11 protein-coding genes are annotated in these 15,959 nt (G+C 66.3%); 8 read left to right on the top strand and 3 right to left on the bottom strand.

All coding sequences use genetic code 11. The annotated features are described in order from the left end of the window. Window positions 1-41 precede the first annotated feature (41 nt). The 3 genes from cydB to AC4D1W_RS14410 are packed head-to-tail and all read left to right on the top strand — an operon-like array spanning window position 42 to window position 5,441. On the top strand, window positions 42-1,064 hold the full coding sequence (gene cydB / locus AC4D1W_RS14420; protein ID WP_490892374.1) for a cytochrome d ubiquinol oxidase subunit II: 1,023 nt from the start codon (window positions 42-44) through the stop codon (window positions 1,062-1,064). Continuing rightward, on the top strand, window positions 1,061-4,462 hold the full coding sequence (gene cydD / locus AC4D1W_RS14415; RefSeq protein ID WP_490899180.1) for a thiol reductant ABC exporter subunit CydD: 3,402 nt from the start codon (window positions 1,061-1,063) through the stop codon (window positions 4,460-4,462). Before cydB ends, cydD begins: the two co-directional genes overlap by 4 nt. After that, window positions 4,449-5,441 carry a GNAT family N-acetyltransferase gene (locus AC4D1W_RS14410; RefSeq protein ID WP_490899179.1) on the top strand — a complete coding sequence of 331 codons (993 nt, stop codon included), beginning with the start codon at window positions 4,449-4,451 and terminating at the stop codon, window positions 5,439-5,441. The genes cydD and AC4D1W_RS14410 overlap by 14 nt, the downstream gene beginning before the upstream one ends. Window positions 5,442-5,480: 39 nt before the next feature. Here the strand turns inward: AC4D1W_RS14410 and AC4D1W_RS14405 are convergent, their stop codons facing one another. Beyond that, window positions 5,481-7,958 carry a DNA gyrase/topoisomerase IV subunit A gene (locus tag AC4D1W_RS14405; protein ID WP_490892371.1) on the bottom strand — a complete coding sequence of 826 codons (2,478 nt, stop codon included), beginning with the start codon at window positions 7,956-7,958 and terminating at the stop codon, window positions 5,481-5,483. 135 nt (window positions 7,959-8,093) lie between these two features. Between AC4D1W_RS14405 and AC4D1W_RS14400 the strand changes: the two genes are divergently transcribed. The 4 genes from AC4D1W_RS14400 to AC4D1W_RS14385 all read left to right on the top strand — a co-directional run bounded on the left by AC4D1W_RS14400 (window position 8,094) and on the right by AC4D1W_RS14385 (window position 13,480). After that, a complete protein-coding gene (locus AC4D1W_RS14400) occupies window positions 8,094-10,790 on the top strand; it encodes a bifunctional acetate--CoA ligase family protein/GNAT family N-acetyltransferase (protein ID WP_490899178.1) in 2,697 nt (898 codons plus the stop codon). 75 nt (window positions 10,791-10,865) lie between these two features. Next, the gene (locus AC4D1W_RS14395; RefSeq protein WP_490892369.1) at window positions 10,866-11,543 is read left to right on the top strand and encodes a DUF5998 family protein; all 678 of its coding nucleotides are present in this window, start codon (window positions 10,866-10,868) and stop codon (window positions 11,541-11,543) included. Between the two features lie 8 nt (window positions 11,544-11,551). Further along, window positions 11,552-12,745, top strand: coding sequence for an alkaline phosphatase family protein (locus tag AC4D1W_RS14390; RefSeq protein ID WP_490899177.1), 1,194 nt, complete (start codon window positions 11,552-11,554; stop codon window positions 12,743-12,745). Between the two features lie 3 nt (window positions 12,746-12,748). Beyond that, a complete protein-coding gene (locus tag AC4D1W_RS14385) occupies window positions 12,749-13,480 on the top strand; it encodes a thymidine kinase (RefSeq protein ID WP_490899176.1) in 732 nt (243 codons plus the stop codon). On the opposite strand, the gene sepH is transcribed toward AC4D1W_RS14385, so the two are convergent. Further along, window positions 13,477-14,751, bottom strand: coding sequence for a septation protein SepH (gene sepH / locus AC4D1W_RS14380; protein WP_490899175.1), 1,275 nt, complete (start codon window positions 14,749-14,751; stop codon window positions 13,477-13,479). The genes AC4D1W_RS14385 and sepH overlap by 4 nt on opposite strands. Before the next feature lie 287 nt (window positions 14,752-15,038). Between sepH and AC4D1W_RS14375 the strand changes: the two genes are divergently transcribed. Beyond that, window positions 15,039-15,338 (top strand): DUF4193 domain-containing protein, encoded by a 300-nt coding sequence (locus AC4D1W_RS14375; protein ID WP_490892365.1) that lies wholly within the window; start codon window positions 15,039-15,041, stop codon window positions 15,336-15,338. A gap of 44 nt (window positions 15,339-15,382) precedes the next feature. Here the strand turns inward: AC4D1W_RS14375 and AC4D1W_RS14370 are convergent, their stop codons facing one another. Then, window positions 15,383-15,853 carry a DUF3093 domain-containing protein gene (locus AC4D1W_RS14370; RefSeq protein WP_490892364.1) on the bottom strand — a complete coding sequence of 157 codons (471 nt, stop codon included), beginning with the start codon at window positions 15,851-15,853 and terminating at the stop codon, window positions 15,383-15,385. Window positions 15,854-15,959 lie beyond the last annotated feature (106 nt).

Genomic DNA, 15,959 nt, shown 5'->3' with positions numbered 1-15,959 from the left:
TTCCCGACCCGAATCCTACCCCGCGGAAAGGAACACCGCGCATGAACGAACTGCTTCCGACGATCTGGTTCATCCTGATCGCAGTGCTGTGGACCGGTTACCTCTTCCTCGAGGGGTTCGACCTCGGCGTCGGCATGCTGATGAAACTCTTCGCACGGACGGACCGCGAGCGGAGGGTCCTCCTCAACACCGTAGGCCCCGTGTGGGACGGCAACGAGGTATGGCTCGTGACTGCCATCGGCGCCACCCTTGCGGCCTTCCCGCTCTGGTACGCATCGCTGCTCTCCACGCTCTACCTGCCCTTCGTCCTGGTGCTCCTGGCACTGATCTTTCGGGCGGTCGCCTTTGAATACCGGGGGAAGATGAACAGCGACCAGTGGCGCCGCCGCTGGGACCGGGCGATCTTCTTCGGCTCCTTCACCTCAGCGGCAGGGATCGGCGCGGCCCTCGCACTGACAACCACCGGCCTGCCGCTCAACGAGAACGGCGACCGGGTGGGTGGACCGTTCGTCTGGCTGACGTTCGATGCGCTCCTTGGCGCCGCCGCCGTCGTGCTGTTTTGCATTGCCCATGCGCTGGCGTTTCTGGTCCTGAAGACCGACGGCCCTATCCGGGAGCGGGCACGCAGGCTCCTGGTGCGGCTGCTGCCCATCGCCGTCGTGCCGTTGCTGCTCTGGGCCGCGAGGGTATACATCGCGGACGGAACCGTCTGGACGGGCCTCGCCCTGCTCGGTGCAGTCGTCGCGGCCGTTGCGTCGTGGTTCGCGGAGCGTTCCTCGCGCGACGGTTGGGGTTTCATCTGGCTGGGAGTTGCGCTGGCGGCGTCACTGGCGTGCATCTTCGGCTCGGTCTATCCGGTTGTGCTGCCATCAACGCTCAACGAGGCGTTCAGCCTCACGGTCGAGAACGCATCCAGTTCTCCCTACACACTTGGGCTGATGAGCATCATCGCCGCCTTCGGCGTGCCGCTGGTGCTCGCGTACCAGGGCTGGACCTACTGGGTCTTCCGGAAACGCGTCACTGAGCAGAGCATCCCCGAAGCGCATTCCGTGAGCCCGCTGTGATCGACCGGGTGCTGGCCCGCGGACCGGCGGGTGCCGCCGTCCCGGTAGGGCCAATCTATGTCCTGGGCGTCCTCGCGGCGGTGAAGGCGGCCGCTCTGATTCTGGTCGCAGAAGCAATTGCCCGGGGCGTTGCTTCACTGGCGGGCGGTCTGGAGCCTGCGGTGGAACTGCTCTGGCTAGGGCTGGCCGGCGCAGGGCTCCGCGCCGGTGCCGCCTGGGCACAGCAGGGAACCGCGCAGCAACTCGCACACGGCGTGAAGGAGCAGCTGCGCCGCGAAGCGCTTGGGCGGGTGCTCGCTGAGGGCGGTTCCGGAAGCGGCAAGCAGGGCACGGGAGCGCTCAGCGTGCTGCTCACGCGCGGACTCGACGGCCTCGACAAATACCACACCCAATATCTGCCCGCCCTGATCACCTGCGCCGTGGTCCCTCTCCTGGTCGGCGCGCGCATCCTTGCCGCTGACTGGATCAGCGCAGTCGTCATCGTGGTGACCATTCCGCTGATCCCGGTATTCATGGTGCTCATCGGCTGGCATACGCAGGACCGCACGGCAGACGCGCGGGCCTCGCTGGACCGGCTGTCGGACCACCTGCTGGAACTGGCGAAGGGCTTGCCGGCGCTCGTCGGCCTCGGCCGTGCCAGCGCCCAGACCCGCGCGCTCCAGGACATCGGCGCGGGATACTCGCGCCGCACCATGGAAACGCTGCGCATCGCCTTCCTGTCTTCCCTCGCCCTCGAACTCATCAGCACGATCTCGGTTGCCGTTGTAGCCGTCTTCGTCGGGGTACGCCTTATTCACGGGGACGTGGGACTCGAGGTCGGCCTGCTCGCCCTTATCCTTGCCCCGGAGTGCTACCTGCCGCTTCGGGATCTGGGAGCCGCGCATCACGCCAGCGACGACGGACTTGAGGTTGGACGCAACGTGCGCGCCATCATCGACTCGCCCCCGGCTCCCCGAGCGGCGCAAGGACAGGACGACGGCGCACCCGCCGGAGCGGAGGAACTCACCTTCCGGTTCGACGGCTCCGAGGCGCCGATCGTGCAGAACCTCAGCTTCACGCTGGTCCCGGGGACCATCACCGCGGTGCGGGGAGCCAGCGGCTCGGGAAAGTCCACGCTGATGGGCCTGCTCGCCGGAATGCCCCAGCCCGGTCTCCAGATAACCGGAGCAGCGACACCGATTCCCGGACCGATCGCTTGGGTACCGCAGCATCCCGAGCCACTCCTTCGTACTGTTCGGGAAGAACTCGCCTTCTACGCCGACTCGCCCCCGGACGACGAACCGCTCCTGCGCGCCCTTGCGCGAGTGGGAGGCACGCATCTGCTGGACAAGTCGACGGGCGAACTGAGCCCGGGAGAGCTCCGGCGGCTCGCGCTGGCGAGGGCCCTGCTGCGCATTGAGCCCACCGGCGGAACCCTCCTGCTCGATGAACCCACAGCGCACGTGGATGAAGCCTCCTCGGACATCATCCGCCGCACCGTCAACCACCTGCGCGGAACCGTGACGGTTGTGCTCATCGCGCACGACGACGAGACCGCAGCCCTTGCCGACCGGACGATCGACCTTGGGCCGGCGGTGGACAGGCAAATGCAGGCCGGTCGGCTTCCTCGATCTGGTGCTCCAGCCCGCCGGGAAACGGCCCCGGAACCGGCAGAGCCGGCAACTGCGGTAGGGGAGCCTGTCCATCAGGACGGGCCGCCCGAACCGACGGACAACCGCGCGACCCCCCACACTTTTCTCCGTGCGCTCGCCCTGGTGCGTCCCTGGTCGCCACGGTTCCTCGCAGCGCTCGCCTTCGGTACGGGTTCGTCAGTCTTCGCCGTCGCGCTCACCGCCCTCTCGGGCTGGCTGATCGTCCGGGCCTCCGAGCAGCCGCCCATCCTCTATCTGCTGGCCGCCATCGTCGGCGTGCGGTTCTTCGGAATCGGCCGTTCCCTGCTGCGCTACTGTGAGCGACTGTGGCTGCATGAGAGCATCCTGCAGACGGCCGACGCCATCCGGCTACGGCTATGGCAAACCCTGCTGGGACGTGCCGAATCCTGGCGCTCGCTCTCCCGCGGGTCCGGGGGCATCGAACGCCTTGTGGGTGACATCGACGAGCTGCGCGACACCGCTGCGCGGGCAACCTTCCCGCCGCTCACCGCCGTCCTGACCGGCCTGGCCGCCATCGGAACGACGGCGATTCTCCTGCCTTCCGCTATCGGTTGGCAGGTCTTCGCGGTCGCCGTCGGGCTCCTGGCTGCCCCGGCCGCCGCGCTGCTGGCGGAACGCTCGGCAGGAGCGGCGGGAATCAGCCTGCGCGCGGCTTCCCTTGCGGAAACAACCAGCCTTCTCCAGGCGTCGCGGGACATCTCCGTCAACGGGCTCACCTGCCGGGCCCTCGACCGCCTCGCGCGACTGGAAGCCTGCGCCGCCCGCGGCCTGCGGCGCAGTTCCTGGGCAGCCGGCACGGGGCAAGCGCTCGTCATCCTCGGCTGCACGGCCGCCGCGATCGCCATTCTCGCCGGCTCCGGCGGGCAGTCCGCGGAGGTGGTGGCCGTCGTCGTACTCATGCAGCTTGCGCTGATCGAGCCGCTTGCTCTCGGGGTTGCCGCCGTGCAGCAGTGGGGTCCGTTCGGTGCCGTGACGCGGCGGCTCGACGCGAACCTGCAGCCCCGGCCCGCCCTGGAGGGTCAGGCGGGTCCGGGACGTGTGCCGGAGACCGTGCGGGCAGAGGAAGCACCTGCCCTCGCGTTGGTGGATGCCGCCGTCGGGTACGAGCCGGGCATCAATGTGGTGGAGGGCGTCACCCTTGAGGTGCGCAGCGGGTCCTGGACCGCGCTCACCGGCCCCTCGGGCAGCGGCAAGTCCACCATCATCGGCGCGCTGCTTGGATTCCTCCCGCTGAGCCGCGGCAGGTACCTCGTCAGCGCTTCGGAGGATCCCGGGCCGGGCGCGCTGCCTGCCGCCTGGTGCCCGCAGGAAGGCTACCTGTTCGATTCATCCGTGCGGGCGAACCTCCTGCTCGCCTGCGACCCGAACGAGTTGCCCGGGGACGATGAGCTCTGGCGCGTGCTCGAGCGGGTGGGACTGGCCGTCGCCGTACGTGACCGCACCGGGGGACTGGATGCCAGGATCGGCGCCGGCGGGAGCCGCCTCTCGGGCGGACAGCGGCAGCGCCTTGCCGTGGCACGCGCACTGCTGACCCGCGCTCCGGCACTGATCCTCGACGAGCCCACCGCCCACCTGGATTCCGACGGCGCCGGCCGGCTCATGCGCGACCTGCGCAACGGCCTGGGTGACAAACCAGTTCTGCTCGTCACCCACGACCGGGCGGAGGCACTCAGGTGCGACACCGGCGTCGAACTTTCTCCGGGCAATACCGGCAATCACCTACGCTGGGAGCATGCCTACGCCTGAGCTGAAACCCACCGACCAGCAGCTGCGCTGGCGGGCAATAACGGACGCGGACATCGACGGCTGGGAGGCCCTGCTGCGCCGGATGGCCGTCGCGGACAAGCCGGACTGGATCGAGCAGCGGGCGGATCTCGAGGAAGTACTCGAGGCCTCGAAGAACGACCCCGAGCTGGACACGATTCTGGGCCTGGACGAGGAAGGAACCCCCCGGGCTTTCGGCCGAATCAGCGCCAATCCCGGTTCACAACTGGTCCACGTCTTCGGAGGTGTCGACCCTGCCTGGCGGCGGAGGGGGATCGGCAGTTCGATTCATGACTGGCACCTCGCACGGGCCCGGCAACGGCTGAGGGACGCCGGAATCGAGGGCGGTTTCATCCGTTCCTACGTCGAAGAGCTGAACCCGGGCCACCAGGCGCTGATGGAGTCCAAAGGCAGCAGCATTGTCCGATGGTTCACGGAGATGACACGGGATCTGTCGGAGGACATTCCGGAAGTCGATCTCGATCCGGAATTCGAGATCGTGACCTTCAGCGACGACCTCTCCGAAGCAATCCGCTTGGCCCACAACGACGCATTCCGGGACCACTGGGGAAGTGAACCCCGCGACGAGGAAAGCTGGCGGTACACCGTCACACACCCCGAGTTCCGGGCCGAGTGGAGCCTCGCGGTGATCGACAATTCGTCCGGTGAGGTGGTTGGCTATGCGATCGCCAGCTATGACCCTGAGTCAAAGGAGCTCGTCGGCCACGACGAGGGCTACATCGAGCTGCTCGGCGTGAGACGCGACTGGCGCGGGCGCCGTCTTGCACCGGCGCTCCTCGCCGAAGCCATGCGCCGGTTCAAGGCAAGCGGCATGGAAAACGCCGGCCTCGGCGTGGACACCGAGAATCCGTCGGGCGCCCTTGGCCTGTACGAGCGCATGGGATACACGCCCACCCGCCGGTCGATGGCCTACGAGAAGCGGCTCGGGACGCCGGAATAACGCCGGAATAGCCTCACCTGGGCTTGGGGACATCAGGGTCTAGGCAGGGCTGGGACCGATAGCCTCGACCGGCTGCGACAGCGCCACACCGGAACCGTCGCGGCGGCCATGTTCCGTTGGAAGCGCCCGTGCCACACCTGTAGCCGACACCGCCCGCGCCGGCCCATGTCCGGCCCAGGCAAGCGCCAGGTGGTCCTCGCCCTTCAGGAACCGGTGGCAGCGCACGCCGCCGGTGGCCCGCCCCTTGGCCGGGTACTCGGCGAACTCCGTGACCTTGACCGAGCCCGGAGTAGTCCCCGGCAGGGCCTCACTGCCCGCTGCAATGGTCACGACGACGGCGTCAGGATCGTCCGCCTTCACCGCACCAAAGTGGACGACGGCGTCGTCACCGGCCAGCTTGATGCCGGCCACCCCGCCGGCCATGCGGCCCTGTTGCCGTACCGCGGAGGCGTTGAAGCGCAGCAGCTGCGCCTCACGGGTGACGAAGACGAGGTCGTCGGCGTCGCCGGCCGGAGCAAGGCCCACCACGCTGTCCTTGGGCTTCAGGGTGATCGCTTCCCAATCATCGCGGTTGAGGGGGTAGTCGGGGACAACGCGCTTGACCACGCCCTGCGCGGTACCGAGCGCGAAGGACTTGTCCAGGGGCACGAGGCCCACCAGAGACTCGCCGCGTTCGAGCGTGATGAATTCCTTGACCGAGACTCCGCCGGCCAGATTCGGGATTCCGTTCGTGGGAGGGAGCGCGGGCATGTCCACCACCTGCAGCCGCACCATGCGTCCGGAGGAGGTCAGGGCTCCGATCTCCGCGCGGGCGGTGGTCGCGACGATGGAGGTGAAGGCGTCGTGCTTCACCCGCTGGCCGCCGTCGGCGATGGGCTCCTGGCCCGTTGTGCGTGCAAGCTGACCGGAGGTCGAAAGGACGACCCAGCACGGATCGTCCGCGATCTCGAGGGTCAGCGGCGCCTTGGCGCCGTTGCCTGCCGGCGTAGGCAGAACGGTGCCCCTCAACGGGGCGCTTGCCTCCGATTCGAGCAGCACGGTGCGCCGCGGGGTGGCAAACTGCTCCGCGATGGCGGCGAGCTCCTCGGAAACCAGACCGCGCAGCCTCTGCTCAGAGCCGAGGATCTCCTCGAGTTCAGCAATTTCCCTGCGCAGTTCGTCCTGCTCCTTCTCCAGCTCGATGCGCGAGTACTTGGTCAACTGGCGCAGGCGGAGCTCGAGGATGTAGTTGGCCTGGATCTCCGTCAGGTCGTAGATCGACATGAGCCTTGTCCGGGCCGCTGCTGCCTCATCGGAGGAACGAATAATCTGGATGACCTCATCGATATCCACGATGGCGATGAGCAGGCCCTCCACCAGGTGGAGGCGATCCTTCTTCTTTCCAAGCCGGTAGGAGGTGCGGCGCCGGACAACCGAGATGCGGTGGCTGATGTACACCTGCAGCAGTTCCACGAGCCCGAGGGTTCGCGGCTGGCCGTCTACCAGGGTGACGTTGTTGATGCCGAAGGAGTCCTCCATCGGGGAGTACCGGTAGAGCTGCGCGAGCACCGCGTTCGGGTTGAACCCGTTCTTCAGCTCGATGACCAGACGCAATCCGTGCGTACGGTCCGTCAGGTCCACGATGTCGGAAATGCCCTGCAGCTTCTTCGCTGTCACGGCGTCCTTGATTTTTTCGATGACCTTCTCGGGTCCCACCATGTACGGCAGTTCAGTGACCACGAGGCCGGTGCGGCGTGCCGAGAGTTGCTCAACCTCCACCGCGGCCCGTGTCTTGAATGATCCGCGGCCCGTGGCATAGGCGTCCCGGATGCCGTCCAGGCCGACGATCTTGCCGCCGCTGGGGAGGTCGGGTCCGGGAACGAAGCGCATGATGTCATCCAGCGTCGCGTCCGGGTTGTCGATCAGGTGCCGGGCCGCCGCGATGACCTCACCGAGGTTGTGCGGAGCCATGTTGGTGGCCATGCCGACGGCTATGCCGGTTGCTCCGTTGACGAGGAGATTCGGAAAGGCTGCGGGCAGGACTTCGGGCTGCGTGAGCTGGTTGTCATAGTTCGGGATGAAGTCGACGACGTCCTCGCCGAGGTGGTCCGTCATCGTGAGCGCCGCTGCGGCGAGGCGGGCCTCGGTGTAACGGGCCGCTGCGGGGCCGTCATCAAGCGAACCGAAGTTTCCGTGCCCGTCGATGAGCGGCAGACGCAGCGAGAAGTCCTGGGCCATCCGGACCATGGCGTCGTAGATGGCGGCGTCCCCGTGGGGGTGGAGCTTGCCCATGACCTCGCCCACGACACGCGCTGACTTCACGTGGCCGCGGTCGGGGCGCAGGCCCATGTCAGTCATCATGTACAGGATCCGGCGCTGCACCGGCTTCAGGCCGTCGCGGGCGTCGGGAAGTGCGCGCGAATAGATCACCGAGTAGGCGTACTCCAGGAAGGAGCCCTCCATCTCGGAGGTGACGTCAATGTCGATGATCTTCTCGGTGTAATCCGTATCCGGTGGTGTTGCTTGGCGCCTGGCCATGGTGTTTCGGGTCCTTCGGCAGCTGATTGCGTAACTGTGCTTGCGGTGGTCGTCGGGACGGCTGTGTTTGGCCGCGGTATCGGGTCGCAGTGGTGCTTGGCTGACGGAACCGCAGCCGCCCACTACTGTGAGTCTATGGTGGCTGACGGACTATACCCTGAATATTGGGAGGCAGACGTCGTGTTGCGGGACGGCTCCACCGGCCATCTGAGGCCCATCGCGCCGTCGGACGCCGATGCCGTTCAGGCCTTTCACATGAAGCAGTCCCAGAACTCCATCTACCTCCGCTTCTTCACGTACAAGTCTTCGTTGAGCGAGAAGGAACTCAGACGGTTCACCGAGGTTGACCATGTGGGCAGGGTGGCTTTCGTGGTGACCCGCGGCCAGGACATCATCGGTATCGGCCGCTACGACCGCCTGGATGATCCGGACGAGGCCGAGGTGGCCTTCAACGTCTCGGACGCCTACCAGGGCAGGGGACTGGGATCCATCCTGCTCGAGCACCTTGCGGTGGCCGCACGGGAGAACGGCATCCGGCGCTTCACCGCCGAGGTGCTGCCCGAAAACAGGAAGATGATTACGGTATTCGCCGAAGCGGGTTACGAAGTGGACCGCCGGTTCGACGACGGCGTGGTCGAACTGACCTTCAACATCGACCCGACCGAGAAGTCCCGCGCGGTCATGGAAGCACGGGAGCACCGTGCGGAGGCCCGCAGCATGCAAACGCTGCTCATGCCGTCGTCAGTCGCGGTGATTGGGGCCAGCCGCAGTTGGGGGAGCGTGGGCTATTCCCTCCTCGAGCACATCGTCGACGGCGGCTTCACCGGACCCGTCGCCGGAGTCAATCCTGAAGCGTTCGAACTGAACGGCATGGTTGCGTACGGCTCCATTGCGGAGGTGCCGGGTCCCGTGGACCTCGCCGTGATCGCGGTGCCCTACGACCAGGTCCTCCCTGTCGTCGAGGAGTGCGGACGCGCGGGCGTGAAGGGCCTGCTCGTGGCGACGGCAGGTTTCGCGGACGACGACGGCGAGGGGCTGGCGCGGCAGCGCGCGCTGGTGCACAGCGCCCGATCCTATGGCATGCGGGTGGTGGGACCGGCGTCCCTTGGCATCATCAATACCGATCCCGAAGTCCGGCTGAACGCGTCGATGGCGCCTGAACTGCCGAAACGCGGAGGGCTCGGCCTCTTCAGCCAGTCGGCGGCGATCGGCGTCATGCTCCACGCAGCCGCCAGCAGGCGTTCGCTTGGATTGTCCTCAGCGCTGTCGGCGGGCAACCGGGCCGATGTGTCCGGCAATGACGCGATGCAGTACTGGGAAGACGATCCGAAGACGCGGGCCGTTGCGCTCTACCTGGAGTCGATCGGCAACCCGCGCAAGTTCTCACGCATAGCCCGCAGGTTGTCCAGGATGAAGCCGGTCATCGTCGCCAAGTCCGATGTGATGGGACTGCAGCTGCCGCCCGGTCACGCGGTGCGCACGACGCAGGCCCCGAGCGGCGCCCTGAACGCCATGCTGCGCCAGTCCGGCGTGATCCGGGTCGAGACCACCGAACAGCTGATGGACGTGGCGCAGATCGTGGTCGGCCAGCCTGTTCCCGATGGTCCCGGCGTAGCTGTGTTCAGCAACTCCCTGGCCCTCGGAAAGGTCCTCGCGGACGCCGCCCTTGCGCACGAGCTCGACGTGGTTCGGATGAACGCACACCTCGATCTCGACGCGGGCCAGTCGGTCGCACTGCCCGAGCTGAAGGCATCGCTCACCGAAGCTCTCGACGATCCGGCCGTTCACTCCCTGATTCTTACGCTCATCCCCGCGGTAGGGCTCGCCCCCAACGCGATCCTGCCGGTACTGCAGGAGTGCGGCAGGGCAGCGGGAAAGCCGGTGGTTGCATGCTTCACGGGCGTACTGGACCCAGCCGCGCAGCTTGAGGGCTTGTGGTCCGCCGCGGTTCCCGGTGGCGAGGACGAGGGTATGGGACTGCCGTGTTTCGCCAGTCCGGGAGCGGCCGTGTCGGCGCTGGGCGCCGTCGTACGTTACAGCCGGTGGCGCGTGGGCGAGCACGGTGTTTTCGCCGAGCTCAGCGATGTCAACGAGGAGGACGCAGCGGCCTTGCTCGGCGGCGTCCTGTCCGGCGTGAGGGATGTGGGGCTGCGCCGCCTGGATAGCGACCAGACACGCCGGCTCCTCGGCAGCTACGGGATCGAAGCTCTGCCCTCGATCCCGGTCGACTCGGCTGACGAGGCACTTCAGGCCGCTGAGTCGCTGGGATGGCCGGTGGCGCTCAAGACGGTCGATGAGAATCTTCGGCACCGCCTGGACTTCGGCGGAGTGCGGCTCAACATCCCCGACGCGGCAGGGCTGCGCGCCGGGATAGAGGCCATGCGCGCCGAGCTCCGTGCATTCGGTGACCATGGCCTGGAGGTGCAGACCATGGCGCCGGCCGGGCAAGCGTGTGTCGTGCGGGCGATCGAGGATCCGCTCCTGGGACCGGTGGTTTCGTTCGGCATGGCGGGCGATGCGGTCAACCTGCTCGATGACTGGGCCCACGGCATCCCTCCGCTTACCACCGTCGACGCTGCTGACCTGGTCCGGACGCCGCGGGCAAGCAGGCGGTTGTTCGGCTACCAGGGCTTGCCGCCGGTGGACATTCCGGCCGTGGAGGATCTGCTGTTGCGGGTAGCCCTACTCAAGGACAGGCACCCCGAAATTGCGTTGATGCACTTCAACCCTGTCCTGGTTTCACCGGCCGGGCTTGCCGTCCTGAATGCGGAGATCAGCGTCGGAAACCCCCAGCAGCGCACTGACAGCGCCCGCCGGGCGATGCGCGACTGACCGCCGGCAGTCGGCTGCTCCCCCGGGGGCTGCACCGGTTAGGCGTGCGCCATAGCCATAAGTCACACTGGAACCATGACTCCATCGCTGTCGGCGGAACGCCGCGACCTGGATGCCTCCCTGGAACGAGCGGGTTTTTATCCCCGGTTGGTGGCCGACGTCGTCCATGATGCCCTGGACGGCAGGGAACCGCTATCCCACGTGGTTCATCTGGAGACCCACTTCGAGCGCACGGAGGTGCGCCGGCACATCACCGTCCTCGTCCTGACCGAAGACATGCTTGTTGTCACGCACGTTGATGACCAGCAGCTGGACGACGCCGGGGAGCAGATGACGGCGCAGGTATCCACGGAGTCGGTGCCGGTCAGCCAGATCCGCTCAGTGGTGCTTAGCTACCTTTACTCGCAGCCGCAGAGCTACAAGCCGTCTGACCCAGCGCGCGAGCTCACACTCGGAATCGCCTGGTCCGGCGGCCAGCGTATCGACATGGGCCCGGCCAGCTGTGGTGATCCGCAGTGCGATGCCGACCACGGATACACCGGAACCATCGCGCAGGAAGACATTGTGCTGCGTGTGAGCGCGGAAGCAGACGGGCTGCAGGCCGTGCAGAATGCCAAGTCCTTCGCCCGGGCGCTTCGTACTGTGAGTACGGCCAATCCGTCCGTCGCCGGCGTCGTCGTCAATCAGCAGGGCACCAGCCGGAGGCAGCCCGGGCTGACCACCCGTTTCAGCCGCGCGCACCACGGGCGGTAATTCGACCCGTGACAGCAACTCCTCTCCACCGGGAGCCGCTCCCGGCTGCCCCGGCGTACGGCCGCTCAACGATTGCCGAGGTCTTCACCAGCTCCGCTGCAGCCCTTGACGTTCCCGGATTCACCAACACCCTCGACCTGCCGTCCGCCCGGAGGATTTGCGTGGTGCTGGTCGACGGTCTCGGCGCCTCCCTGCTGCGGCAGCGCTCGGGACACGCGCCTTTCCTGCGCCGGTTCCTGGATTCGTCGCGCAAGCTCGGCTCCGTCTTTCCCAGTACGACGGCGGCAGCCCTCGCCTCGCTCGGCACCGGTATGGCGCCCGGGCAGCACGGCCTGGTCGGCTATGACGTCCTCGATCCCGCTCAGGGCAGGGTCGTGAACATGCTCGGCGGGTGGGATGCTGCGGTGAAGCCGGAACACTGGCAGCCGCACCCCACAGTGTTCGAACGGGTGGCAGCGCAGTTGCCCGTCACGAGCGTCGGCCTCACTCGATTCGACGGCTCGGGTCTCACCCGGGCGGCGCTGCGCGGCGGCACGTACGTGGCGGGGAGTACTCCCGAAGCACGCGTTCAGGCGGTGTGCAAGGCACTCGCGGCCACCGATCAGGCTTTGGTGTACCTCTACCTGAACGAGTTGGACAAGACCGGGCACCGCTCGGGCTGCACATCACCCGAGTGGGGTGACCGGCTTGAAGACATCGACCGGACAATGCGGTCTCTTACCGCGAAGCTGCCGCCCCACACACTCCTGTTGCTGACTGCCGATCACGGAATGGTGGACGTAGCACCGGAGCAGCACGTCGACTTCTCGGCTGATCCTGCGCTGATTGACGGCGTGGCGCATACCGGTGGCGAGCCGCGGATGGTGCACCTCTACACAGAACCCGATCTGACCGAAACCGGGTTGGAGCGTCTGGTTGAATCCTGGCGGCAGGAGCACGGGGCGCGGGCGTGGGTTCTCACCCGGGCCGAGGCAATTACTGCGGGATTCTTCGGCGAGGTTGCTCCGGAGGTCGAGCCGCGGATTGGAAACGTACTGGTGGCTGCCCGGGAACCCGTGGCGTTCTACGACACCCGCAGGGTTCCGGCATCCGCTCTTGAGGTTATCGGGCAGCACGGCTCCATTACGCGCGCCGAGCGGGAGGTACCGTTGCTGACCCTCGCGAAGCCGGGCCCCGGCCCGGTGCGCATGGTGGGACGCTGACCAATGGCCGAACTGGTTTTCTTCTCCGGAACCATGGATTGCGGAAAATCGACCCTTGCCCTGCAGATGGACTACAACCACAGCGCCCGGGGGCGCGGTGGTCTGCTTTTCAGCTCGCACGATCGTGCAGGCGAATCAGTGATCTCAAGTCGCCTTGGCTTCAGCGCCCAGGCCGTGGAAGTCCGCCCGGAAACTGATTTCTGGGAGGAACTCGTCCGACGGCGCACCCACGGCACGCGCGTCGACTACCTCATCTGTGACGAGGCGCAGTTCTACACCCGCGAGCAGATTGAACAGCTGGCGCGCATTGTCGATGACATGGATATCGATGTATTCGCGTTCGGCATCACCTCCGATTTCCGCACCGAGCTTTTCCCCGGGTCGCAGCGGCTGATCGAATTGGCGGACAGGACCCAGATCCTGCAGGTCGAGGCGCTGTGCTGGTGCGGTCGCCGGGCCACCCACAACGCGCGAACAGTGGACGGCGTCATGGTCGTCGAGGGTGAACAGATGGTAGTCGGGGATGTCGATCCGCTCACTGCTGAGCACGATCCGGGCCAGCCCCGGCTGACCGGCGGCGGTTTGGACGAACTCGGCTTACCCGCCGGCCCCATAATCAGTTACGAAACGCTGTGCCGGCGGCACCATATGCGCAACGTGACCGCCCATACTGCTCGCAGGCACGCCGGTAGCGACGAGCCTTTGCCGTTTCATCCGGCAGCCGCGCGACTCTAATCGCCCTTGGTTCCGAAGACGATCTCGTCCCAGCTGGGCACGCTGGAACGCCGGGGCTTCATCTTCCGATCGGCGTGGTGATCCGGCGTTTTGGGTGCCGCAGGGTGTGATTCATCAGGTTCCGGGGAGCGCTCGGCTGCCCGCTCTGGGCGGTGGTTCTCCTGACGCGAAGCCGGAGCAGGCGTGCCCTCCCCGTCACCCGCAAAGGACTGCGGGCGGGCGATCACGCTGATCTCACGCGTATCCGTGCTGACACCTTCGAACAGGCGAGGCGTGCCGTCGTCGTACGTGGCCTCAGCAGGCTCTCCCTCAAAGATAGAGGGAGCAAGGCTCAAACCGGGGAAGCTCCGAGACTCCGCGGCAGCCGGTGAGGCGTCGGCCTCTTCTGTGCCATCGTGCCCCTGGCGGGGGTGGGCGGCAGGAATGTGGCCCTTGGCAAGCATGAGGGCCAGCGCGTCATCGCCGTCCTCATCCACACCGAGCCGCTGCCCGCGACGCGACCGCAGTACTTCCAGCAGCTCATCGGCATCGGCCCCGGCGTCAGCGCCTTCCGGTTCCTCAACGGCCGCATCCGTCTCGAAGTCAAAGACCCGGTCCGCAACGGCGCTAAGCCTCCGCGAGGGAAGCGGCCCGTCGAGCGGTTCGAGTTCGCTCAGTACCTGGGCCCAGCGGTTGGCGTTCAGCACGGTGCGCCGGGACGGGTTGAACGTCCACTGCGCCGGTGGTTCCTCTCCGACAGAAGCGGCAGACCCCGTGGGCAACTCGAACCGGACGACGACGGTCCAGAGGCCATCAGGCTTGCGCCACGCATCCCATTCGGCGGTGTCGGGATCCACTCCAAAGGCCTGCAGGCGATAGCGGACCATGTCATCGAGCTGGGCCGGGTTCTCCCCGAAGGCGGAGCGGTAGCCGTCATTGGAAGGCAGGGGAGAGGCAACCTCGACGCGCTGCGCCAGCTGGGCCATGTAGTCACGTTCAGCCCGGACGGGGCCTTCATAGCGCAGCACATGCTGCAGGTCCACGCCGGTTTCGTCCACGATTTCCTGGGCAGTTGAACCGCCACGGATCCTCGCCTGGATGTCGCGGGGGCTCAGGGCCGGCCGCTTGTCCTTGTCTGCGGACGGTTTCTGTTGCGCCGGACGTGTGGATGGCCTGGTGCTCGCCATCCGCAGCGCCTCGTTGATAGGCAGGTGGAACGAAGCTCCACCCTCACCGCTCAGCAGCAGATGACCTCCGCCCTCATCCACGCCTACCAGCCGTAGCTCCTGCATGAAAAACCCTCCAGCCGACATACATTACTTCCGGTGAAACTCTGCCATTCAAAGAGGCCCGTTCCTACTTCATCCTTGGTGTGGCGCGGAACTTGTGTGCCGATTCGCTTTTAAAGGGGCGATCCGCAACAATCTCTGCGGTACGGGCACAAATTGGACCGCTTCAGCGTTGTGACACGGACAGGATCCTGTCCTTAACGGCACCGTTCCTGTATCGCCGATTCCACCGTGACACTCATAGACCACCGATAGACCACATACACCCACCGGAGCGTGAACAACTTACTATGGCGACTGACTACGATGCGCCGCGGAAGACCGACGACGAACTCAGCGAAGACTCTATTGAAGAGCTGAAGACGCGTCGCACGGACAAGCAATCCGCGGTTGTCGACGAGGACGAGGCCGATGCAGCGGAGGGCTTCGAACTTCCGGGCGCCGACCTCTCCGGCGAAGAACTGCTCGTGCGGGTGCTTCCCGCCCAGGCTGACGAATTCACCTGTTCCTCCTGTTTCCTGGTGCGCCACCGTTCGCAGATCGCGAAGGAGAAGGACGGGCTGGTCTTCTGCAAGGACTGCGAAGGCTGATTTCGCAGGACCCAAAGACTGAAAGCGGGAGCGTCAGCGCTCCCTTACGCTCCTCGCGACGGGGCGGTCAGGGCGGCTGTCAGCTGCTCGGGCCGCCTCGTTGACGTTAACCAGTACGGAGTAGGGTCTTCGGCGTCGTTGATGGTGATCTTGACGACTGGGGAAATCCATCCCCGGATGCAGAGGTACGCCTTTCCATGAAGCTCGGTTCCACGCTGGGCGGTCGCATCGGCGCCGGTGAATGCCTCCACATCCCCGAGATACTTCCGCTCGATCTGGGCTTTGCCCACCTGAAGCTCCGTCGGGGTCACCCTGATAAGAGGGGTGGACAGAATGAGCAGCGTCGTCAGGACGGCAGCAACAACGATGGCAGCCACGATCGCTGCCTGGACGCTGATCGGAATGAAAGTAAAGACCGAGGCGACAGCCGCGCCCGCAACCACCATCCAGATCCACGGTGCCGGCCACAACTTCTCTTCGTAAACGACGGATTCACCGGCAGATCCTGTAGGCATGTCAGCTAGCTAAGCACCTTTCCGGCGGCTTTTCATCCTGGTATGGAGGCGTGGACGAGCGGACGGAAGCGATACAGTAAATGGAGCAGAGGGCTCCGATGCATTC

This window comes from Arthrobacter sp. TJ-170 (assembly GCF_058269305.1).
The sequence above is the reverse complement of the archived record's forward strand: the minus strand, read 5'-3'. Positions and strand labels throughout refer to the sequence as shown.

What these genes read in the sequence shown, in the direction of transcription:
- cydB (WP_490892374.1), top strand. Translation starts at nt 42, where the DNA reads ATGAACGAACTGCTTCCGACGATCTGGTTCATCCTGATCGCAGTGCTG.
- AC4D1W_RS14410 (WP_490899179.1), top strand. Translation starts at nt 4,449, where the DNA reads ATGCCTACGCCTGAGCTGAAACCCACCGACCAGCAGCTGCGCTGGCGG.
- AC4D1W_RS14405 (WP_490892371.1), bottom strand. Translation starts at nt 7,958, where the DNA reads ATGGCCAGGCGCCAAGCAACACCACCGGATACGGATTACACCGAGAAG.
- AC4D1W_RS14400 (WP_490899178.1), top strand. Translation starts at nt 8,094, where the DNA reads ATGGTGGCTGACGGACTATACCCTGAATATTGGGAGGCAGACGTCGTG.
- AC4D1W_RS14395 (WP_490892369.1), top strand. Translation starts at nt 10,866, where the DNA reads ATGACTCCATCGCTGTCGGCGGAACGCCGCGACCTGGATGCCTCCCTG.
- AC4D1W_RS14385 (WP_490899176.1), top strand. Translation starts at nt 12,749, where the DNA reads ATGGCCGAACTGGTTTTCTTCTCCGGAACCATGGATTGCGGAAAATCG.
- sepH (WP_490899175.1), bottom strand. Translation starts at nt 14,751, where the DNA reads ATGCAGGAGCTACGGCTGGTAGGCGTGGATGAGGGCGGAGGTCATCTG.
- AC4D1W_RS14375 (WP_490892365.1), top strand. Translation starts at nt 15,039, where the DNA reads ATGGCGACTGACTACGATGCGCCGCGGAAGACCGACGACGAACTCAGC.
- AC4D1W_RS14370 (WP_490892364.1), bottom strand. Translation starts at nt 15,853, where the DNA reads ATGCCTACAGGATCTGCCGGTGAATCCGTCGTTTACGAAGAGAAGTTG.